Annotated in this window: 16 protein-coding genes; 11 read left to right on the top strand and 5 right to left on the bottom strand. The window is 62.9% G+C overall.

The features are described from left to right. Positions 1 to 291: 291 nt before the first annotated feature. A complete protein-coding gene (locus P9217_RS23030) occupies positions 292 to 1,740 on the top strand; it encodes a DEAD/DEAH box helicase (protein ID WP_278055890.1) in 1,449 nt (482 codons plus the stop codon). A gap of 65 nt (positions 1,741 to 1,805) precedes the next feature. Here the strand turns inward: P9217_RS23030 and P9217_RS23025 are convergent, their stop codons facing one another. Then, positions 1,806 to 2,795: an alpha/beta fold hydrolase gene (locus P9217_RS23025; protein WP_127324068.1), complete on the bottom strand. Its 990-nt coding sequence runs from the start codon at positions 2,793 to 2,795 to the stop codon at positions 1,806 to 1,808. A 190-nt stretch (positions 2,796 to 2,985) separates the two neighbouring features. Beyond that, positions 2,986 to 3,804 (bottom strand): SDR family NAD(P)-dependent oxidoreductase, encoded by an 819-nt coding sequence (locus P9217_RS23020; protein WP_278087604.1) that lies wholly within the window; start codon positions 3,802 to 3,804, stop codon positions 2,986 to 2,988. A gap of 194 nt (positions 3,805 to 3,998) precedes the next feature. Between P9217_RS23020 and P9217_RS23015 the strand changes: the two genes are divergently transcribed. The 5 genes from P9217_RS23015 (at position 3,999) to P9217_RS22995 (ending at position 8,077) form a co-directional block, all read left to right on the top strand. Next, complete coding sequence (locus tag P9217_RS23015; RefSeq protein ID WP_278087603.1) at positions 3,999 to 5,033, top strand: cysteine synthase A; 1,035 nt, start codon at positions 3,999 to 4,001, stop codon at positions 5,031 to 5,033. Further along, positions 5,033 to 5,776, top strand: coding sequence for an alanyl-tRNA editing protein (locus P9217_RS23010; RefSeq protein WP_095825444.1), 744 nt, complete (start codon positions 5,033 to 5,035; stop codon positions 5,774 to 5,776). The genes P9217_RS23015 and P9217_RS23010 overlap by 1 nt, the downstream gene beginning before the upstream one ends. Positions 5,777 to 5,822: 46 nt before the next feature. After that, complete coding sequence (sseA, locus tag P9217_RS23005) at positions 5,823 to 6,674, top strand: 3-mercaptopyruvate sulfurtransferase (RefSeq protein WP_278087602.1); 852 nt, start codon at positions 5,823 to 5,825, stop codon at positions 6,672 to 6,674. 5 nt (positions 6,675 to 6,679) lie between these two features. Continuing rightward, the gene (locus P9217_RS23000; protein WP_067321624.1) at positions 6,680 to 7,243 is read left to right on the top strand and encodes a GNAT family N-acetyltransferase; all 564 of its coding nucleotides are present in this window, start codon (positions 6,680 to 6,682) and stop codon (positions 7,241 to 7,243) included. 366 nt (positions 7,244 to 7,609) lie between these two features. After that, the gene (locus tag P9217_RS22995; RefSeq protein ID WP_095825442.1) at positions 7,610 to 8,077 is read left to right on the top strand and encodes a DUF1203 domain-containing protein; all 468 of its coding nucleotides are present in this window, start codon (positions 7,610 to 7,612) and stop codon (positions 8,075 to 8,077) included. Between the two features lie 510 nt (positions 8,078 to 8,587). Here the strand turns inward: P9217_RS22995 and ald are convergent. Continuing rightward, positions 8,588 to 9,703 carry an alanine dehydrogenase gene (gene ald / locus P9217_RS22990; RefSeq protein WP_067321621.1) on the bottom strand — a complete coding sequence of 372 codons (1,116 nt, stop codon included), beginning with the start codon at positions 9,701 to 9,703 and terminating at the stop codon, positions 8,588 to 8,590. A gap of 213 nt (positions 9,704 to 9,916) precedes the next feature. Here ald and P9217_RS22985 point away from each other — a divergent pair, with 213 nt between their 5' ends. Continuing rightward, entirely contained in the window at positions 9,917 to 10,390 is a 474-nt protein-coding gene (locus P9217_RS22985; RefSeq protein ID WP_059188527.1) for an Lrp/AsnC family transcriptional regulator, read from the top strand. Between the two features lie 105 nt (positions 10,391 to 10,495). Here the strand turns inward: P9217_RS22985 and P9217_RS22980 are convergent, their stop codons facing one another. After that, on the bottom strand, positions 10,496 to 11,155 hold the full coding sequence (locus P9217_RS22980) for a 5-formyltetrahydrofolate cyclo-ligase (RefSeq protein ID WP_095800688.1): 660 nt from the start codon (positions 11,153 to 11,155) through the stop codon (positions 10,496 to 10,498). Positions 11,156 to 11,330: 175 nt separating this feature from the next. On the opposite strand from P9217_RS22980, the gene P9217_RS22975 reads away from it, so the two are divergent. Then, a complete protein-coding gene (locus P9217_RS22975; protein WP_278087601.1) occupies positions 11,331 to 12,596 on the top strand; it encodes an NAD(P)/FAD-dependent oxidoreductase in 1,266 nt (421 codons plus the stop codon). A gap of 129 nt (positions 12,597 to 12,725) precedes the next feature. Further along, entirely contained in the window at positions 12,726 to 14,699 is a 1,974-nt protein-coding gene (locus tag P9217_RS22970) for a bifunctional 2',3'-cyclic-nucleotide 2'-phosphodiesterase/3'-nucleotidase (protein WP_278088313.1), read from the top strand. Between the two features lie 29 nt (positions 14,700 to 14,728). On the opposite strand, the gene P9217_RS22965 is transcribed toward P9217_RS22970, so the two are convergent. Then, positions 14,729 to 15,025, bottom strand: coding sequence for a hypothetical protein (locus tag P9217_RS22965; protein ID WP_095825439.1), 297 nt, complete (start codon positions 15,023 to 15,025; stop codon positions 14,729 to 14,731). A gap of 259 nt (positions 15,026 to 15,284) precedes the next feature. On the opposite strand from P9217_RS22965, the gene P9217_RS22960 reads away from it, so the two are divergent. Next, entirely contained in the window at positions 15,285 to 15,419 is a 135-nt protein-coding gene (locus P9217_RS22960) for a hypothetical protein (RefSeq protein WP_259979787.1), read from the top strand. Positions 15,420 to 15,524: 105 nt separating this feature from the next. After that, on the top strand, positions 15,525 to 15,815 hold the full coding sequence (locus P9217_RS22955) for a Dabb family protein (protein ID WP_066989660.1): 291 nt from the start codon (positions 15,525 to 15,527) through the stop codon (positions 15,813 to 15,815). Positions 15,816 to 15,857: the final 42 nt, after the last annotated feature.

The raw sequence follows: 15,857 nt of genomic DNA, 5'->3' as shown, positions 1-15,857 counted from the left end.
CATTTTGCGGCGGACTCGGCCATATGCGGTCGCATAGGCGCTTGGGCCGAACTTCGGCTTTCTCCACTAATTGAGACTGGTTGCGTCTGTTTTCCCTCTTTCCGGTGGGCCCTCCCGTCGATCGGCAAGCTGGCGAAAGAGCCCCGGGGCATGACGCCTGCGGGCACGACAGCGCAGCCGCGCGGACGCTCCCGTCCGCCGCCTTGTCGTTTCCTGACAATTTTTCGACGGCAGGTTGCGCCCTGCCGCCATGATGTTTGCGGCTACAGGGCCGCGTGAAAGAAGACTATTTTGACCAATGAAAATCAGGCGGACCAGAACGGTTTCGCTACCCTTGGAATCACCGGCGCGCTGCTCAAGGCCGCCAATGCCGCGGGCTTCACGGATCCGAAGCCGATCCAGGTGCAGGCGATCCCGCCGCAGCTCGAAGGCCGTGACATATTCGGCATTGCTCAGACCGGTTCGGGCAAGACGGCGGCTTTCGCGCTGCCGATCCTGTCGAAGATCATCGGGCTCGGCACGAAGCGCCGGCCAAAGACGGCCCGCGCGCTGATCCTGGCGCCGACACGCGAGCTAGCGGTACAGATCGAGGACACCATCAAGCTGCTCGCCAAGGGCGCGCACATCTCGACCGCGCTCGTGCTCGGCGGCGTCTCCCGCTACAGCCAGGTGAAGAAGATCGCACCCGGCGTCGATATCCTGATCGCCACGCCCGGCCGGCTGACCGACCTGGTGCGGGAAGGCGACCTCATCCTTGCCGATACCAAATGGCTGGTGCTCGATGAGGGCGACCGCATGCTCGACATGGGCTTCATCAACGACGTCAAGCGCATCGCCAAGGCGACCGCGCCGAACCGCCAGACCGCGCTGTTCTCGGCCACCATGCCGAACGAGATCGCGGAACTCGCCAAGGGCTTGCTGAAGGACGCCGTCCGCATCGAAGTCTCCCCGCAGAGCACGACGGCGGCCGAGATCGTGCAAAGCGTGGTGCTTGCCCGCACCAAGCAGAAGCGCCAAGTGCTGTCCAAGATGCTGGCCGACGAGGCGATGCGCTCGGTCATCGTGTTCTCGCGCACCAAGCATGGCGCCGACCGCGTCACCAAGGACCTTGCCCGCGACGGCTTCGACGCCGCAGTGATCCACGGCAACAAGTCGCAGAACGCGCGTCAGAAGGCGCTCAACGATTTCCGCGACGGCTCGGTGCGTATTTTGGTGGCGACCGATATCGCCGCGCGCGGCATCGACGTCCCAGGCATCAGCCATGTCGTGAATTTCGACTTGCCGGACGAAGCGGAGAGCTATGTCCACCGTATCGGCCGTACCGGCCGCAACGGCAGGGACGGCATCGCGATCACGCTTTGCGATCCATCGGAGAACGGCAAGCTGCGGCAGGTCGAGCGCATCATCCGCATGAAGCTTCCGGTCATTGCCGATCATCTCGGCAGTCCCGACCCGCAGCGCGATCCGAAGGAAAGGACCGAGCGTCATTTCGAGCCGGCCAATGACCGCGAGCACCATGGCGGCCGTCGTGATGGCCGCCGTCCCGGCAGCGGCAACAACGGCAAGAAGCGCTTCGGCGGCAAGCCCGGTGGCGAGCGCCAATTCGCGCCCAAGCCGCAAGGCGAACGTCCTGCGGGCGCCAAGCCGAATGGCGAGCACAAGCCTGACGGCTTCAAGCGCTTCAAGGGCAACAACAAGCGCCGCTTCGGCGGCAAGCGGCCGGCGAACCGGGCCGCTTAAAGTCCCACCGAGGTTTGATTGAAACAGCATAACGGCCGGAAGCAACGCTCCGGCCGTTTCTCGTTTCACGGACTTGATTGCTGCTGCATCAGCGCCTTCACCCACACCACGATCCGCTCTGTCAGAAAGCCCGTGGTCTGCGGCGATAGCGCATCGCCTGCAATGACGTGGTTGTCCGGATCGCCCGTATCGTCGACCGGCACCAGTTCGTGCGGACCGCCCCAGCGGCCGGCGACCTCGCGCGTGCGGTCCGGCCGGACCACCTTGTCGGCATCCGAGAAGATGAACAGGGCAGGGATGGTCGCCTTCTCGACCGGCGCGCGATAGGCGAGCTCGGTGAGCGCAGCCATCGGCAAGGCCGCCGCGATCGGATATTTGGTGGTCCAGAATTTTTCGTGCAGCGCATTGCGCGCCGGAAAACTGCGCTCCCTGCCGCCGACGAGTTCGGCAATCTCTCTGCCCCAAGGCAGTGTAAGGACCTCGGCGCCCGACGCCTTGACGCCGAAATTAGGCGAGATGAATGCGATTGCCGCGACGCCGTCGGAAGCACCAGGCTGGGCTGCAGCCCATGTCGCCAGTGAGGCGCCAGTCGAGGTGGCGATAACGATCACCTTCTCGCCGATCGCGCGCCCGATCGCCAGTGCCTCCTCATAGTCGTTGATCCAGGCATTCACGCTGCCTTCGGCCATGGCCGCGCCGTCCTGCCCGTGGCCGGTCAGGCGGGTGTAGAAGAGATTGGCCTCGATCTCCCCGGCGACGTCGTCCGGCAGCGGCCGGATCTCGCCCTTGGATGCCGAAAACCCGTGGATGTAGACGATCGCAAGCTTGGTCTTGGCGTGAACCAACGGATTCGCCCAGATGATCTCCTTGTCCAACCCGTCACGGATATTGGGTACGGCCGCTTCTTCGCGCGCCAGATAGGCCTGCGGATCGTCGCCGATCGCCGAAGGATCGAAACGGATCGTCGTATCGACCGCCACGCGTGGGCCGAGGTAAAAGCCTGAGAGGAGGATAACGACGAGACCCAGTACCGCAAGCAAGATCCGTCGCCCCATGACCGACTCCAAGCAACAATTCTCAACCTATGGCGGTGCCCACCGAGAGGCAATCTCTCCCGGATCAGCGGATGTCGTGCAAAAGCCTGCGACGGTTTTGCGAAACGACTTGCATAGAAAGGCATAAAGCGCGTTGCCTGAATGCGTTTCAGCGCGAGGCGCTTTACGCCGCTTTGTCCGTTGGACTTTTTTAGCCCGGCGTCTTGCGGTCGAAATACAACGGCCGTCCCCGCCAGCTGGTGGTCAGCCCGATCACCAGTCGGCCTACGGGTCGCGGCAGCAGGCCCAGCAGCTTCAGCGGCCAGCTTATGTGATAGGGGAAGGTGACTTCGAAGCCTCCCCTCCGGATGCCGCGCGCCATGCGGCGCGATGCCCGGTGAACAGGCATCAGGCCCGGCATCGGCAGCATGGTCTTCTCGGTCAGCGGCGTGTCGACGAAGCCCGGATTCATCACCTGGATGCGGATGTTCATCTTGTCGAAGTCGTATTTCAGCGATTCCGCCAGGATGTTGATTGCCGCCTTGGTGCCGCCATAGGCGGCGGTGGTCGGCCAGCCGGAATAGGCCGTGACCGACCCGACCAGGACGACATGGCCGCGTCCTCGCGTGCGCATATAGTCGACCGCAGGCACCAGTCCGTTGACGATGCCGAAATAATTGACGGCGAAGGAACGATGAAAATCGCGCACCACGAGATGCTCACCGGGGGTGGCGATGTAGTTGCCGGCGTTGAAGACGGCGAGCACGATCGGCCCCATGTCTTTCTCGATCGCCGCGACAGTGCGTGCCATCCCTTCTTCGTCGGTCACATCGCAGGGAAAGGATTTCACGTGGCCGGCCATCTGCGCGGTCTCAACCAGCAGCGTATCGGCTGGATCGCTGGCCAGCGCCGTCACCGCGACGGCATAGCCTTGCCTCGCCAGGTCCTTGGCCAGCGCCCGGCCGAGGCCGCTGCTGCCGCCCGTGATCCAGGCGACACCGTCTTTCGGGTTGGCCCGGTAGAGTGTCATTGGAAGTCCTGCGAATTATCTGGGCTAGTGCTCTAGCGGCGAAGAAATGGGATGAAAAGAGCGCTTTTGGATGACATCGTTGAAATGCTCGGGAGCATTGCAGCGTCCCGAATGCGACTGGACCAGGCAAAATCTTGCCTTGAAACCGCGGCTTCCGGTTTTTAGGGTCTCGCCGCACGCATAAAGGAATCCCCATGCCCCGTAATGTGATCGAAGCGATCGGCAACACCCCCCTGATCCGGCTCAACAAGGCTTCGGACGCAACCGGCTGCGAGATCCTGGGCAAGGCCGAATTCATGAATCCGGGACAATCGGTCAAGGACCGTGCAGGCCTCTTCATCATCAGGGACGCCGAACATCGCGGATTGCTGAGGCCCGGTGGTGTCATCGTCGAAGGGACCGCCGGCAACACCGGCATTGGCCTCACGCTGGTCGCCAAGGCGCTCGGCTACCGGACAGTCATTGTCATCCCCGACACGCAAAGCCAGGAGAAGAAGGACACGATCAAGATCCTGGGAGCCGAGCTGATCGAAGTGCCGGCCGTGCCGTACAAGAACCCGAACAACTATGTGAAGCTTTCGGGGCGGCTCGCCGAGCAGATGGCACGGTCGGAGCCGAACGGCGCGATCTGGGCGAACCAGTTCGACAATGTCGCGAACCGCGACGGCCACATCCGCACGACTGCCGAGGAGATCTGGACCCAAACCGGCGGCAAGGTCGACGGCTTCGTGTCCGCCGTCGGCTCCGGCGGCACGCTCGCCGGCGTTGCGCTCGGGCTCAAGGCCAAGAGCAGGCACGTCAAGATCGCACTTGCCGATCCGTTGGGTGCTGCGCTCTACAGCTTCTATACCAGCGGTGAGCTGAAAGCCGACGGCAGCTCGATTACCGAAGGCATCGGCCAGGGTCGCATCACCGCCAATCTCGACGGCTTCACGCCGGACTTCTCCTACCAGATACCGGACGAGGAGGCATTGCCGATCATCTTCGATCTGATCCAGGAAGAGGGACTGTGCGTCGGCGGCTCGACGGGCATCAACATCGCCGGCGCCATTCGGCTGGCGCGCGAGCTTGGCCCCGGCCATACCATCGTGACGATCCTCGCCGACTACGGCACGCGCTACCAGTCGAAGCTGTTCAATCCCGAGTTCCTGCGAAGCAAGAACCTGCCGGTCCCTGGCTGGATGGACGAAAAAGCCAACATCCCGGTGCCGTTCGAAAAGGTGGCCTGATGGCGCAGAGAACCGAAGCGCTGTTTCGCGACGACGCCTATCTGAGCACGGCGGAGGCGCAAGTCGTCGCCATCAATGACCGCGGCGGCATCCTTCTCGACCGCACGATCTTCTATGCCACGTCGGGCGGACAGCCAGGCGATACGGGCATGTTGGAGCGCGCCGACGGCAGCCGCATCGCGATCGCCGCCGCCATCACCGGCGAAACCAAGGACGAGATCATCCATGTGCCGGCGCCTGAACAGGCCCTGCCGGCCGTCGGTGAAAAGCTGAAGCTCGCCATCGACTGGCGGCGGCGGCATCTTCTGATGCGTATGCACTCCGCGTGTCATCTGCTCACCGTCGTCTGCCCGTTTCCGATCACCGGGGCAGCAGTCGCCGAGGACGACAGCCGCGTCGATTTCGACATTCCCGATGCCGGCTTCAGCAAGGAGGACGTGACAGCGAGGTTGATGGAGCTTGTGCGGGCCAACCATCCCGTCTTCACGCGGCTGATCACCGACGAGGAACTTTCGGCCAATCCCGGGCTTGTCAAATCGAAGAACGTGCGGCCGCCCGTCGGCACCGGCAGGATTCGCCTGGTCTGCATCGGCGAGAATGCCTCAATCGACAGTCAGCCTTGCGGCGGCACCCATGTGAAGAGCACCGGCGAAATCGGCGAGATCCATATCGGCAAGATCGAAAAGAAGGGCCGCGAGAACCGGCGCTTCCGCATCCGCTTCGGGCCGATGCCGGCGAATTGACGAGCAACACCTACCAAAGTCGCCAGGAGCGGGCAGGAGAGGAAAAATGGCCGAAGACAGCCCATTCATCGTCGACGCGGATTGGCTCGAGAAGCGGTTGGGAACGCCAGGACTGACCATCATTGACGCGTCCTGGTACCTGCCGGCGCAGAAACGCGACGCCCGCGCCGAGTATGACGACGCCCATATCCCCGGTGCTCGCTTCCTCGATCAGGACGCCGTTTCGGACCCGGATTCCAAGCTGCCGCACACATTGGCGTCGCCCCAATATTTCGCGCAATATGTCGGCTCGATGGGCGTTTCGGCCGACGACACGATCGTCATCTATGACGGTCCAGGCTATTTCTCGGCGCCGCGCGCCTGGTGGATGTTCCGCGTCATGGGCGTCTTCCAGGTCTATATCCTGAATGGCGGCTTCGACCGCTGGAAGGCGGAAGGGCGGCCGGCAACGGCGGAGCAGACCCGGATCGCACCTTGCGTCTTTTATGCCGATTTCGATGCAAGCCGGATTGTCAGCCTCGACGAAATGCGCCGGATCGTTGGAAGCGGAGAAAGCCAGATCGCCGATGCGCGCTCACCCGGGCGTTTCGCCGGCACCGATCCCGAACCGCGTCCCGGCGTCCGTTCCGGCCATATGCCGGGCGCTCGCAATGTTCCGGTTGCCGCGCTTGCCGAGAATGGCGAACTGCTACCCAAGGACCGCTTGCGCATGGTCATTGAGGAGGCCGGCATCGATCTTACAAAGCCGGTCGTCACCTCGTGCGGATCTGGCATCACCGCGGCGGCGATCACGTTGGCGCTGGAGACGCTTGGCCATACCGACAACAGGCTGTACGACGGCTCATGGACCGAATGGGGTGGGCTGAGCGACACTCCCGTGGTGACGGGCAAGGAATGACGGCGATGGAAAACGGTGGACCGAAGGATATCGATGTCACGGTCACATTCCTCGAAATGCACGCACCGCCGGCTTCATCTCCCCCGCTGCCCTACAACCGGCAGATCGCCTTGCTGAGGACCAAGGACATTCCGCTGCATTTCTACCGCTACCTGATGGATCGCGTCGGGCGCAAATGGCACTGGGTCAACGTGCTTAGACTGAGCGACGAGGAACTGGCCGCCGGCCTGCATCGTGAGGACCGCGACATCAGCGTGCTCTACCTCGACGGCTCTCCCGCCGGCTTCTTCGACCTCAAGCCGCATCTGCCCGAGGAAGTGGAACTCGCCTATTTCGGTATGATGGAACATGCGCACGGCCAGGGTATCGGCCGCTGGTTCCTGGGAGCGGCCATCTCGGCTGCATGGTCGTATGGGCCGAAGCGCATCACCGTGCAGACCTGCACGCTCGACCACCCGGCGGCGCTGCCGCTTTACCAGAAGCTTGGCTTTACGCCGGTTGCGCAGAAGAAAGAGGTCGTGCATCCGCTGACCTTCGCCGAGCGCTCCGCAAGCGTCATGCGGCCGTAGCTAAGGGGAAGCGCGGCGCAGTCGGCTGCCTCGATGCCGCTTACGCAACCGGCGGCGGCTGGCCCTCGGCAGCCACGTGTCGATGCAAGCCCAGCGGGGCGCCTTGGTCGTCCGGATCGTCGCTGCGGGCCGTATCATGCTCGGATCATCGCCCGACCTCAGCCGGCCGCGCGCCGCACCCTTCTTCTGCGATCATCATGGCGCGGAGCGCGGTCCATGGCGAGTCCGATAAGTCTAGTATCGTGATTTCGGGTTCGTAATTCGATACTGCGCTTCGAGCGACGCACGAAGCGCTTGGCAGGAATCGGGTGGGAGACGCTGTCGGCTCGTCATAGTTTCCGGCCAAGGACACCGGAGAATTTTGCCATGAGCATCCAGTTCAAAGCCCTGCCGACCGAAGCCGTGCGCGCCTTACAGCGGGGAGGGCCCGACGCTTACGGCCACACGCCAGAGCGAAGGATTTCGGACGGCGATGGCGTGCCGTGCCGGCATTGCATGAAGAACGTCGCAACCGGCGATAGCTATCTCATCCTCGCCTACCGGCCGTTCCCGGAGCTTCAGCCTTACGCGGAGACCGGACCGATCTTCCTGCATGCGGACGAATGCCAACGCGCCGCGGAGGCGGATGCACTGCCTGAGATGCTCCAAAGCAGCGACTACATAGTGCGCGGCTATGGCAAGGACGACCGCATCGTCTACGGCAGCGGCGCCGTCGTCCCGACCGGCGATATCGCGGCCCGCGCCGAGACTTTGTTCGAGCGCGACGACATAGCCTACATTCACGTCCGCTCGGCACGGAACAATTGCTACCAGTGCCGCATCGAACGAGCTTGATCGCCGGCAAAAAAATGCCCGCCGGTGGTCTGGCGGGCCGTTGGAAGTCTGTGACAGAAGCCTTCGGCCCGAGCCGCCGGCGGGGCCGGTTTTCACCGGAACCGAGGGCGACCGTAGCCATCAGGTAGCGAAATCTCTCTAGGCAGGTTTCTCGGGTCCCGAGTGTGAAGGATTTCACACAAGAGGCACCGGATTCGCTCGCATGGCTGAGCGGCGGCCCGCATGCCCCCGCAAACTGTCGTACTCCCGTCGCATAACCGCGCTAGAAGGGCGGTCGTTGATCGATGGCCGACCGCGGATGGACCGGCGGCACATCGCAACATCGAGAAAGCGGGGCTCTGGCTCCGCTTTTTTGTTGCCCGGACTCTTCGCGCAAAGGACCGGTTGGAAACACGATAAAAAAACGCCCGCCGGAAGAACCGGCGGGCGACAGAAGGAAGCTTTTATCGAGGGCAATTCCAGGAAAGGTCTGTAGCAGCGGTACCGTCCGGAATTGCGTGACAAATAGTTTCAGGCGGCCAGCACCGCCTTCGGTTCGACCATCTCGTAACCCAGCGCTTCGGCGACGGCACGATTGGTGATCTTGCCCTTGTGGACATTGAGGCCGTTGCGCAGGTGATGGTCGTCGACCAGCGCCTTCAGGCCCTTGTCGGCGAGCTGCAGGCCGTGATGCAGGGTGGCGTTGTTCAGCGCGTGTGCCGAGGTAACCGGAACCGCGCCCGGCATGTTGGCGACGCAGTAGTGGATCACGCCGTCGACCTCATAGGTCGGGTCGGCATGGGTCGTGGCGTGCGAGGTCTCGAAGCAGCCGCCCTGGTCGATGGCGACGTCGACGAGCACCGAGCCCTTCTTCATGCCGGAGAGCATTTCGCGGGTGACCAGCTTGGGTGCGGCAGCGCCCGGGATCAGCACGGCGCCGACGACGATGTCAGCCGAGAAGCACTCGTCTTCGAGCGCCTCGACGGTCGAGTAGCGGGTATGGACACGGCCGCCAAAAATGTCGTCGAGCTGGCGCAGGCGCGGGATCGAGCGGTCGATGATGGTGACGTCGGCGCCGAGGCCGGCAGCCATCTTGGCAGCGTGCAGGCCGACGACGCCGCCGCCGAGCACGGTGACCTTGCCTGGCAAAACGCCGGGAACGCCGCCGAGCAGCACGCCGCGGCCGCCATTGGCCTTCTGCAGCGCGGTCGCGCCGGCCTGGATCGACAGGCGGCCGGCGACTTCCGACATCGGTGCGAGCAGGGGAAGACCGCCACGGTCGTCGGTGACCGTCTCATAGGCGATCGCCGTGACGCCCGAAGCGAGCAGGCCCTTGGTCTGCTCCGGATCCGGGGCGAGGTGGAGGTAGGTGTAGAGGATCTGGCCGTCGCGCAGCTGCACCCATTCGTTGGGCTGCGGCTCCTTGACCTTGACGATCATGTCCGACTTGGCGAACACGTCGGCGGCCGTCTTGGCGATCGTGGCGCCGGCGGCGCGATAGGCGTTATCGTCGGCGCCTATTCCGGCGCCGGCGCCAGCCTCGACAAGCACTTCGTGACCGTGCGCGACATATTCGCGGACAGAGCCGGGCGTCAGACCGACACGGTATTCATGGTTCTTGATTTCCTTGGGGCAGCCGACGCGCATCTTCTTCTCCTGTCCGGCCCTTGAAAGGGCGCTCTCCCTGACATTTCCGGGCATGCCGCCAATCCCAAACCGCCGCGCAGTTTTAGGGCGACATGCATGAGGCGCAGTGAAGCATGAATCGTTCCGCATGTGTTTGCGAATGCACTTGCGGCAGCGTCCGGTCTTCGATAATCGTTGCGCAAAAAGCCGGAATATTCGCAGGAATCTCGAAAAATGCCGCTCGACAGGATCGATATCGCCATTCTGGAGACTTTACAGAAGGATGGCCGGATCCCCAATGCAGCGCTTGCCGAAAAGGTTGGGCTGTCGCAGTCGGCCTGCTCCAGGCGCCTGGACAATCTGGAGAAATCCGGAACCATCCGCGGCTATCACGCGCGACTGTCGAATGCCGCGCTCGGCCATCAGATGACGGCGATCGTGCATATATCGTTGTCGGGGCAGTTCGAGAAGACGCTGTCCGATTTCGAAGCGGCGATCAAACGCTGCCCGAACGTGCTTTCCTGCCATCTGATGTCGGGCGAATACGACTATATCCTGCGTATAGCGGCCAAGGACCTTGCCGACTATGAGCGTATCCACAAGGAATGGCTGTCGGCGATGCCGCATGTGACGAAGATCAACTCATCCTTCGCCCTGCGCGAGATCGTCGACAGGACAGCGGTGGGGTTGAGGCCGGAAATGGCCTAGCTGAGGTCAGAGCGTTTCAGCGTTCCACCGGAACCCGAACCGCTCAATGTCTTTGCTTTGCGCAATTGCGGACGGAAACCGCTACACTCTTTTCGTGGAACTGCCTTAGGCTCCGGCCGCCTCGGTGACCACCTTGGTCATCGGGATGTCGTGCGGTTGCGGATAGATGGTGGGAATGCGCTGCAATTCGTAGCCGACGCCGATCACCAGCGGCCTGAACGGCATGGCAGCAAGTGTACGATCGTAGAAACCGCCGCCATAGCCCAGCCGGTAGTTGCTGGGATCGATGCCGACCACAGGCGAGATCACGATATCGGGCAGGACAGGATCACCCTCGGCCGGGATCGGGATGTTCCAGACGCCTTTCTCCAGCCGGTCGCCCGGCGCGTAGGCGCGGAACACCAAAGGCTGGCCCTTCTCGATGACGACGGGCAGCGCGGTGCGGCCGCCGCGCGCATTGATCGACGCCATAAAGCCGCGCAGGTCCGGCTCGCCGCGGAACGGCCAGTAGAGGCTGACCATAAGGCCGGCAACCTTGCCGACCAGCATATCGAGGCCCTCGGCAATCCGCTGTGACATTGCCGCGCGTGCATCGGCGGAAACCGCAAGCCGCGCGCCGATCAGCCGCTCACGCTCCGCCTTGCGCCAGCGCCGGACATCGGTCCAGTCGGACAGCGGCATCTGATAGGCCGGGTCGAGCTCATGCATGAAACAAGGCGGCGAAGCGTATTGGGCCGGGCCGTCGTCATCGCGATTGTCAGACATGCTTCACTCCTATCGTTCTGCTCCACGCTATACCGGGCGTTCCGGGGCGACATGCGCGTACACGACACCGGACGACGACTCCCAGGCAATGACATGGCCAGCGGCGGCGTTGTTGCGGTGCACTAAAAATGCTTACATCTAAGCAATCGGGTTGCTTTGGGCGAGGTGGCTGAAAATGGACGAAGCCAAGCATCATGTCGTGATCGTCGGCGCCGGGTTCGGCGGTCTCGAACTTACCCGCGCGCTGGCCGGCGCACCGGTGCGCATCACCATGATCGACAAGCGCAATCACCACTTGTTCCAGCCGCTGCTCTACCAGGTGGCGACCACCGCGCTGGCGACTTCCGAGATCGCCTGGCCGATCCGTCATCTGTTACGCAAGCGCAAGGACGTGACGACGCTTCTGGGTACGGTCATCGGTGTTGACCGCGCAGGCAAACGCGTGCTGCTCGATGACGGGAGCGCAGTCGGCTACGACACGCTAGTGCTCGCCACCGGCGCGCGCCACGCCTATTTCGGCCATGACGAATGGGAGCCATTCGCGCCCGGGCTGAAGACGCTGGAAGATGCCACCACCATCCGGCGCCGCATCCTGCTCGCTTTCGAGCAAGCCGAGCGCGAGACCGATCCCGCCAGGCGCCAGGCATTGCTGACGCTGGTCATCGTTGGCGGCGGACCGACCGGCGTGGAGCTTGCCGGCACCATTGCAGAGCTTGCGCAGGACACGCTGCGCGGCGAATTCCGCAATATCGACACGCGGCAGGCGCGCGTTGTGCTGATCGAAGCCGGTGACCGTGTGCTCGCCAATTTCGCACCGGAGCTCTCGGCCTATGCTCAAAAAGCGCTGGAGCGGCTTGGCGTGACGGTCGAGCTTGGCCGTGCCGTCACGCAGTTGGATGCCGAGGGCGTCGTCTTTGGCGATACCTACCTGCCGGCAAAGACGATTTTATGGGCAGCCGGCGTCGCCGCTTCGCCTGCGGCGGAATGGCTGGGAGCGCCCGCCGACCGGGCGGGCAGGGTGCTGGTCGAGCCCGATCTCACCGTGCCGGGCAGCCCGGAGATATTTGTTATCGGCGATACGGCACATCTGCTGCGAGCGGACGGCAAGCCGGTACCGGGCGTGGCGCCGTCCGCCAAGCAGGAGGGCAGGCATGTTGCTGCAACGATCAAAGCGAGGCTCGATGGCGACGCAACGCCACGCCCTTTCCGCTACAAGCATGCCGGCGACCTGGCGACGATCGGCAAACGCGCGGCCGCCATCGATTTCGGCTGGATCAAGCTCACCGGCTGGCTCGCATGGTGGCTCTGGGGGATAGCGCACATTTATTTCCTGATCGATTTCCGCAATCGGCTCGCAGTGTCGCTCAGCTGGCTATGGATATATTTTACCGGACAGCGCAGCGCGCGCCTGATCACTCAGGGTGACGACGACAAGAGCTGATTGCTTTTCATCGACGCGTCACCGTGTCGTGATCAACAGACATCCAACAGACATGGACTCGAAATGCCTTCGGCGGCATGTTCCGATTGAGGGGCAGGGCATGTCGCGTTGTCTAAGAGGAGGAAAACAATGTCACTTTTGCCCGTCTCTCGCCGCGAATTCCTGGCCGGAGCCGCCGCCAGCGGAGCGCTGATCATGCTGCATCCGTTCTCCGCCCGGGCCGCAGCCAATCAGGCGCATCTGAGGATCATGGAGACGACCGACATCCATGTGAATTTGCTGCCCTATGACTATTACGCCGACAAAGCGAACGACACGATGGGCCTGTCGCGCACGGCCTCGCTGATCGACGGGGTGCGCAAGCAGGCCACCAATGCGATGCTGATCGACAACGGCGACCTGTTGCAGGGCAATCCGATGGGCGACTACATCGCCTATGAAAAGGGCATGAAGGACGGCGACCTGCATCCGATCATGAAGGGCATGAACCTGCTCGGCTATGAATGCTCGACCCTCGGCAACCACGAATTCAACTACGGCCTGTCCTTCATGGACAAGGTGTTGGCCGGCGCCAATTTCCCCTTCGTATGCGCCAACCTGATCCGGGGCACCACGCTCGCCACGAACCCGCGCGACGACAAGCTCTACCTCAAGCCCTATGTTATCCTCGACAAGAAGATCAAGGACGGCTCCGGCGCCGAACAGCCGATCAAGATCGGGGTCATCGGGTTCGTGCCGCCGCAGATCATGGTCTGGGACCTGAAAAACCTGGAAGGCAACGTCCAGACCCGCGACATTGTCCAGGCGGCCAAGGCCTGGGTACCGCAAATCCGTGAGGAGGGCGCCGACATCGTCATTGCGCTTTCGCATTCCGGCATCGATATCAAGCAGGGCGACATGATGGAGAACGCCTCCTTCTTCGTCGCCGGCGTCGAAGGCATCGACGCGGTCTTCACCGGGCACCAGCATCTCGTCTTCCCCGGCAAGAAGGATTTCCAGGCGCTGGAAGGCGTCGACACCGAAAAAGGCACTCTGCAGGGCAAGCCGGCGGTGATGGGCGGCTTCTGGGGCTCGCATATGGGCCTGATCGACCTGCTTCTTGAGCGCGATGGCTCGAAATGGCGCGTCGTCTCGGCCACCTCCGAGGCGCGGCCGATCTATGAGCGGGTCGACAGCAAGAACAAGGCTACGGTCGGCGACGACAAACGCATCATCGCGGCGCTCGAGCAGGATCACGAGGCGACGCTCGCCTATGTCCGCCGCCCCGTCGGCAAGACGTCCGCGCCGCTCTATTCCTATTTCGCTTTGGTCGCCGACGATCCCTCGGTGCAGATCGTCAATCAGGCGCAGAGCTGGTATCTCAAGGATATTCTGAAGAGCACAGAGTGGAAGGACGTGCCGCTCCTCTCTGCGGCGGCACCGTTCAAAGCAGGCGGCCGCAACGGCGCCGACTACTATACCGACGTTCCTGTCGGCGATATCGCCATCAAGAACGTCGCCGATCTCTATCTTTATCCGAACACCGTGCGCGCGGTCGAAATCACCGGCTCGCAAGTCAAGGAATGGCTGGAGATGTCGGCCGGCATCTTCAACAGGATCGAGCCCGGGAAGGCGGATCAGCCGCTGATCAACACCGAGTTCCCCTCCTACAATTTCGACGTCATCGATGGCATCACCTACAAGATCGACCTGTCGCAGCCACCGAAATACGATACGAAGGGCGCCGTCGCCAATGCCGGCTCCAGTCGCATCGTCGATCTTAAATTCGGCGGCAAGCCGCTCGATCCGGCAGCGAAATTCGTGGTTGCCACCAACAACTACCGCGCTGGCGGCGGCGGCAATTTCCCTGATATCAATGCTTCGAAGATCATCTATGAGGCGCCGGACACCAACCGCGACGTGATCGTGCGCTACGTCATCAGCGAGGGCACGATCAATCCGTCGGCGGACGACAACTGGTCGTTCGCGCCGCTGCCTGGAACCAGCGTTGTCTTCGAGACCGGACCCAGGGCCAAGGATTTCATCGGTCAGGTGAAGTCGCTGAAGATCGAGCCGGCGGGCGAGGGTGAGGCGGGGTTTGCCAAATACCGCATTACCCTTTGATGTTGCGCGGCCGGGCCGGCCTGATTTGGCTAAGGCGAAGGGGTGGTCGCGGGCGTGGTGAGCGGCCCGGGGAAGGCCGGCTGGATCGACGTGCCGAGCGGATCGCTGGGCACGGTCAGCGGCGCCATTCCTCTCGGGTGGCGAATCTCCTGGATGGTCGATGTCGGCGTGTTGTTGACAAGGTCGCTGGCCCCCGGTGTCAGCGTCGGGGCAGTCAGCGCGCCCAGCGGGTCATTGGTGACTGTGGGCAAGGATACTTTTGCTTCAGCGGCACTTGCCGAGATCACGGCAAGCAGCAGCACGGCGACGGCTACGGTGCGGTTCAAGGAAGCCTCCTGTTGCGAACGACGCTCGGCGCTCGCCCGAGGATGCAGTGACGGCGCCGGACAGTCGGAAAAATGCCGGATGTCCGATCGCGGTTGCATCACGTTCGCATGAGACATTTGTGCTCGCACCGCAGCTCTCCAGGTAGCCGGCGCTGGGTCCCATGACGCCGGAAAGGTGCGTCGATTACAAAGCAGTGAATTGGAACGATTGCCGTGAAGGCGCTCTGGTTCGGTTTGAGGACATACGCTAGCTTTAGCCATGCGTTATGTGATCGTTATCGTCGCCATCACGTTCTTCCTGATCTGGGACGGCCTCTACAACCAGGGCCAATATCTCGACGCGACCGTCAGGGAGATGTCGCGCATCGTGCGTTACGTCACCGGCGCTGCCTGAGGCCCCGACGCTGCCGCTCAAATAGCGGGCGCGACATCGTTGCCGGTTGACGCGACGGCCTTGCTCCCACAAAACGCGTTCATCCGTCGATCAAGGAGGCTGGGTTTGATCCGGCACATCGTTTTCTTCAGCGTGCGGCGCAAGGAGGATGTGGAGGCCGTCCGGTCAGGGCTGCAGGAACTGGGCAAGATTCCACATTCGAAACACTTCGAGGTGACGCTCAATACCAAGGTCGATCTGTTCTCAAACGCGATCGACGTGGTCGTCTATGCCGAATTCGAGGACGAGGCAGCGCTCGCAGCATACAGGGCGCATCCGATCTATGCGGAGACGACAGGCAGGGTTAAACCGTTGCGCGAGCTGCGTTATTCGGCCGACGTCGTGGCCGCCGCCTGAGCCGCGCCGTCCGCTCGCCTTGGACGCCAGGCCTTGAACCGA

The organism is Mesorhizobium sp. WSM4989 (assembly GCF_029625795.1).
In the GTDB taxonomy this organism is placed as follows: domain Bacteria; phylum Pseudomonadota; class Alphaproteobacteria; order Rhizobiales; family Rhizobiaceae; genus Mesorhizobium.
The sequence above is the reverse complement of the archived record's forward strand: the minus strand, read 5'-3'. Positions and strand labels throughout refer to the sequence as shown.

Coding starts and splice junctions, on each gene's coding strand:
- P9217_RS23025 (WP_127324068.1), bottom strand. CDS start 2,795: ATGGGGCGACGGATCTTGCTTGCGGTACTGGGTCTCGTCGTTATCCTC.
- P9217_RS23020 (WP_278087604.1), bottom strand. CDS start 3,804: ATGACACTCTACCGGGCCAACCCGAAAGACGGTGTCGCCTGGATCACG.
- P9217_RS23015 (WP_278087603.1), top strand. CDS start 3,999: ATGCCCCGTAATGTGATCGAAGCGATCGGCAACACCCCCCTGATCCGG.
- P9217_RS23010 (WP_095825444.1), top strand. CDS start 5,033: ATGGCGCAGAGAACCGAAGCGCTGTTTCGCGACGACGCCTATCTGAGC.
- sseA (WP_278087602.1), top strand. CDS start 5,823: ATGGCCGAAGACAGCCCATTCATCGTCGACGCGGATTGGCTCGAGAAG.
- P9217_RS23000 (WP_067321624.1), top strand. CDS start 6,680: ATGGAAAACGGTGGACCGAAGGATATCGATGTCACGGTCACATTCCTC.
- P9217_RS22995 (WP_095825442.1), top strand. CDS start 7,610: ATGAGCATCCAGTTCAAAGCCCTGCCGACCGAAGCCGTGCGCGCCTTA.
- ald (WP_067321621.1), bottom strand. CDS start 9,703: ATGCGCGTCGGCTGCCCCAAGGAAATCAAGAACCATGAATACCGTGTC.
- P9217_RS22985 (WP_059188527.1), top strand. CDS start 9,917: ATGCCGCTCGACAGGATCGATATCGCCATTCTGGAGACTTTACAGAAG.
- P9217_RS22980 (WP_095800688.1), bottom strand. CDS start 11,155: ATGTCTGACAATCGCGATGACGACGGCCCGGCCCAATACGCTTCGCCG.
- P9217_RS22975 (WP_278087601.1), top strand. CDS start 11,331: ATGGACGAAGCCAAGCATCATGTCGTGATCGTCGGCGCCGGGTTCGGC.
- P9217_RS22970 (WP_278088313.1), top strand. CDS start 12,726: ATGTCACTTTTGCCCGTCTCTCGCCGCGAATTCCTGGCCGGAGCCGCC.
- P9217_RS22960 (WP_259979787.1), top strand. CDS start 15,285: ATGCGTTATGTGATCGTTATCGTCGCCATCACGTTCTTCCTGATCTGG.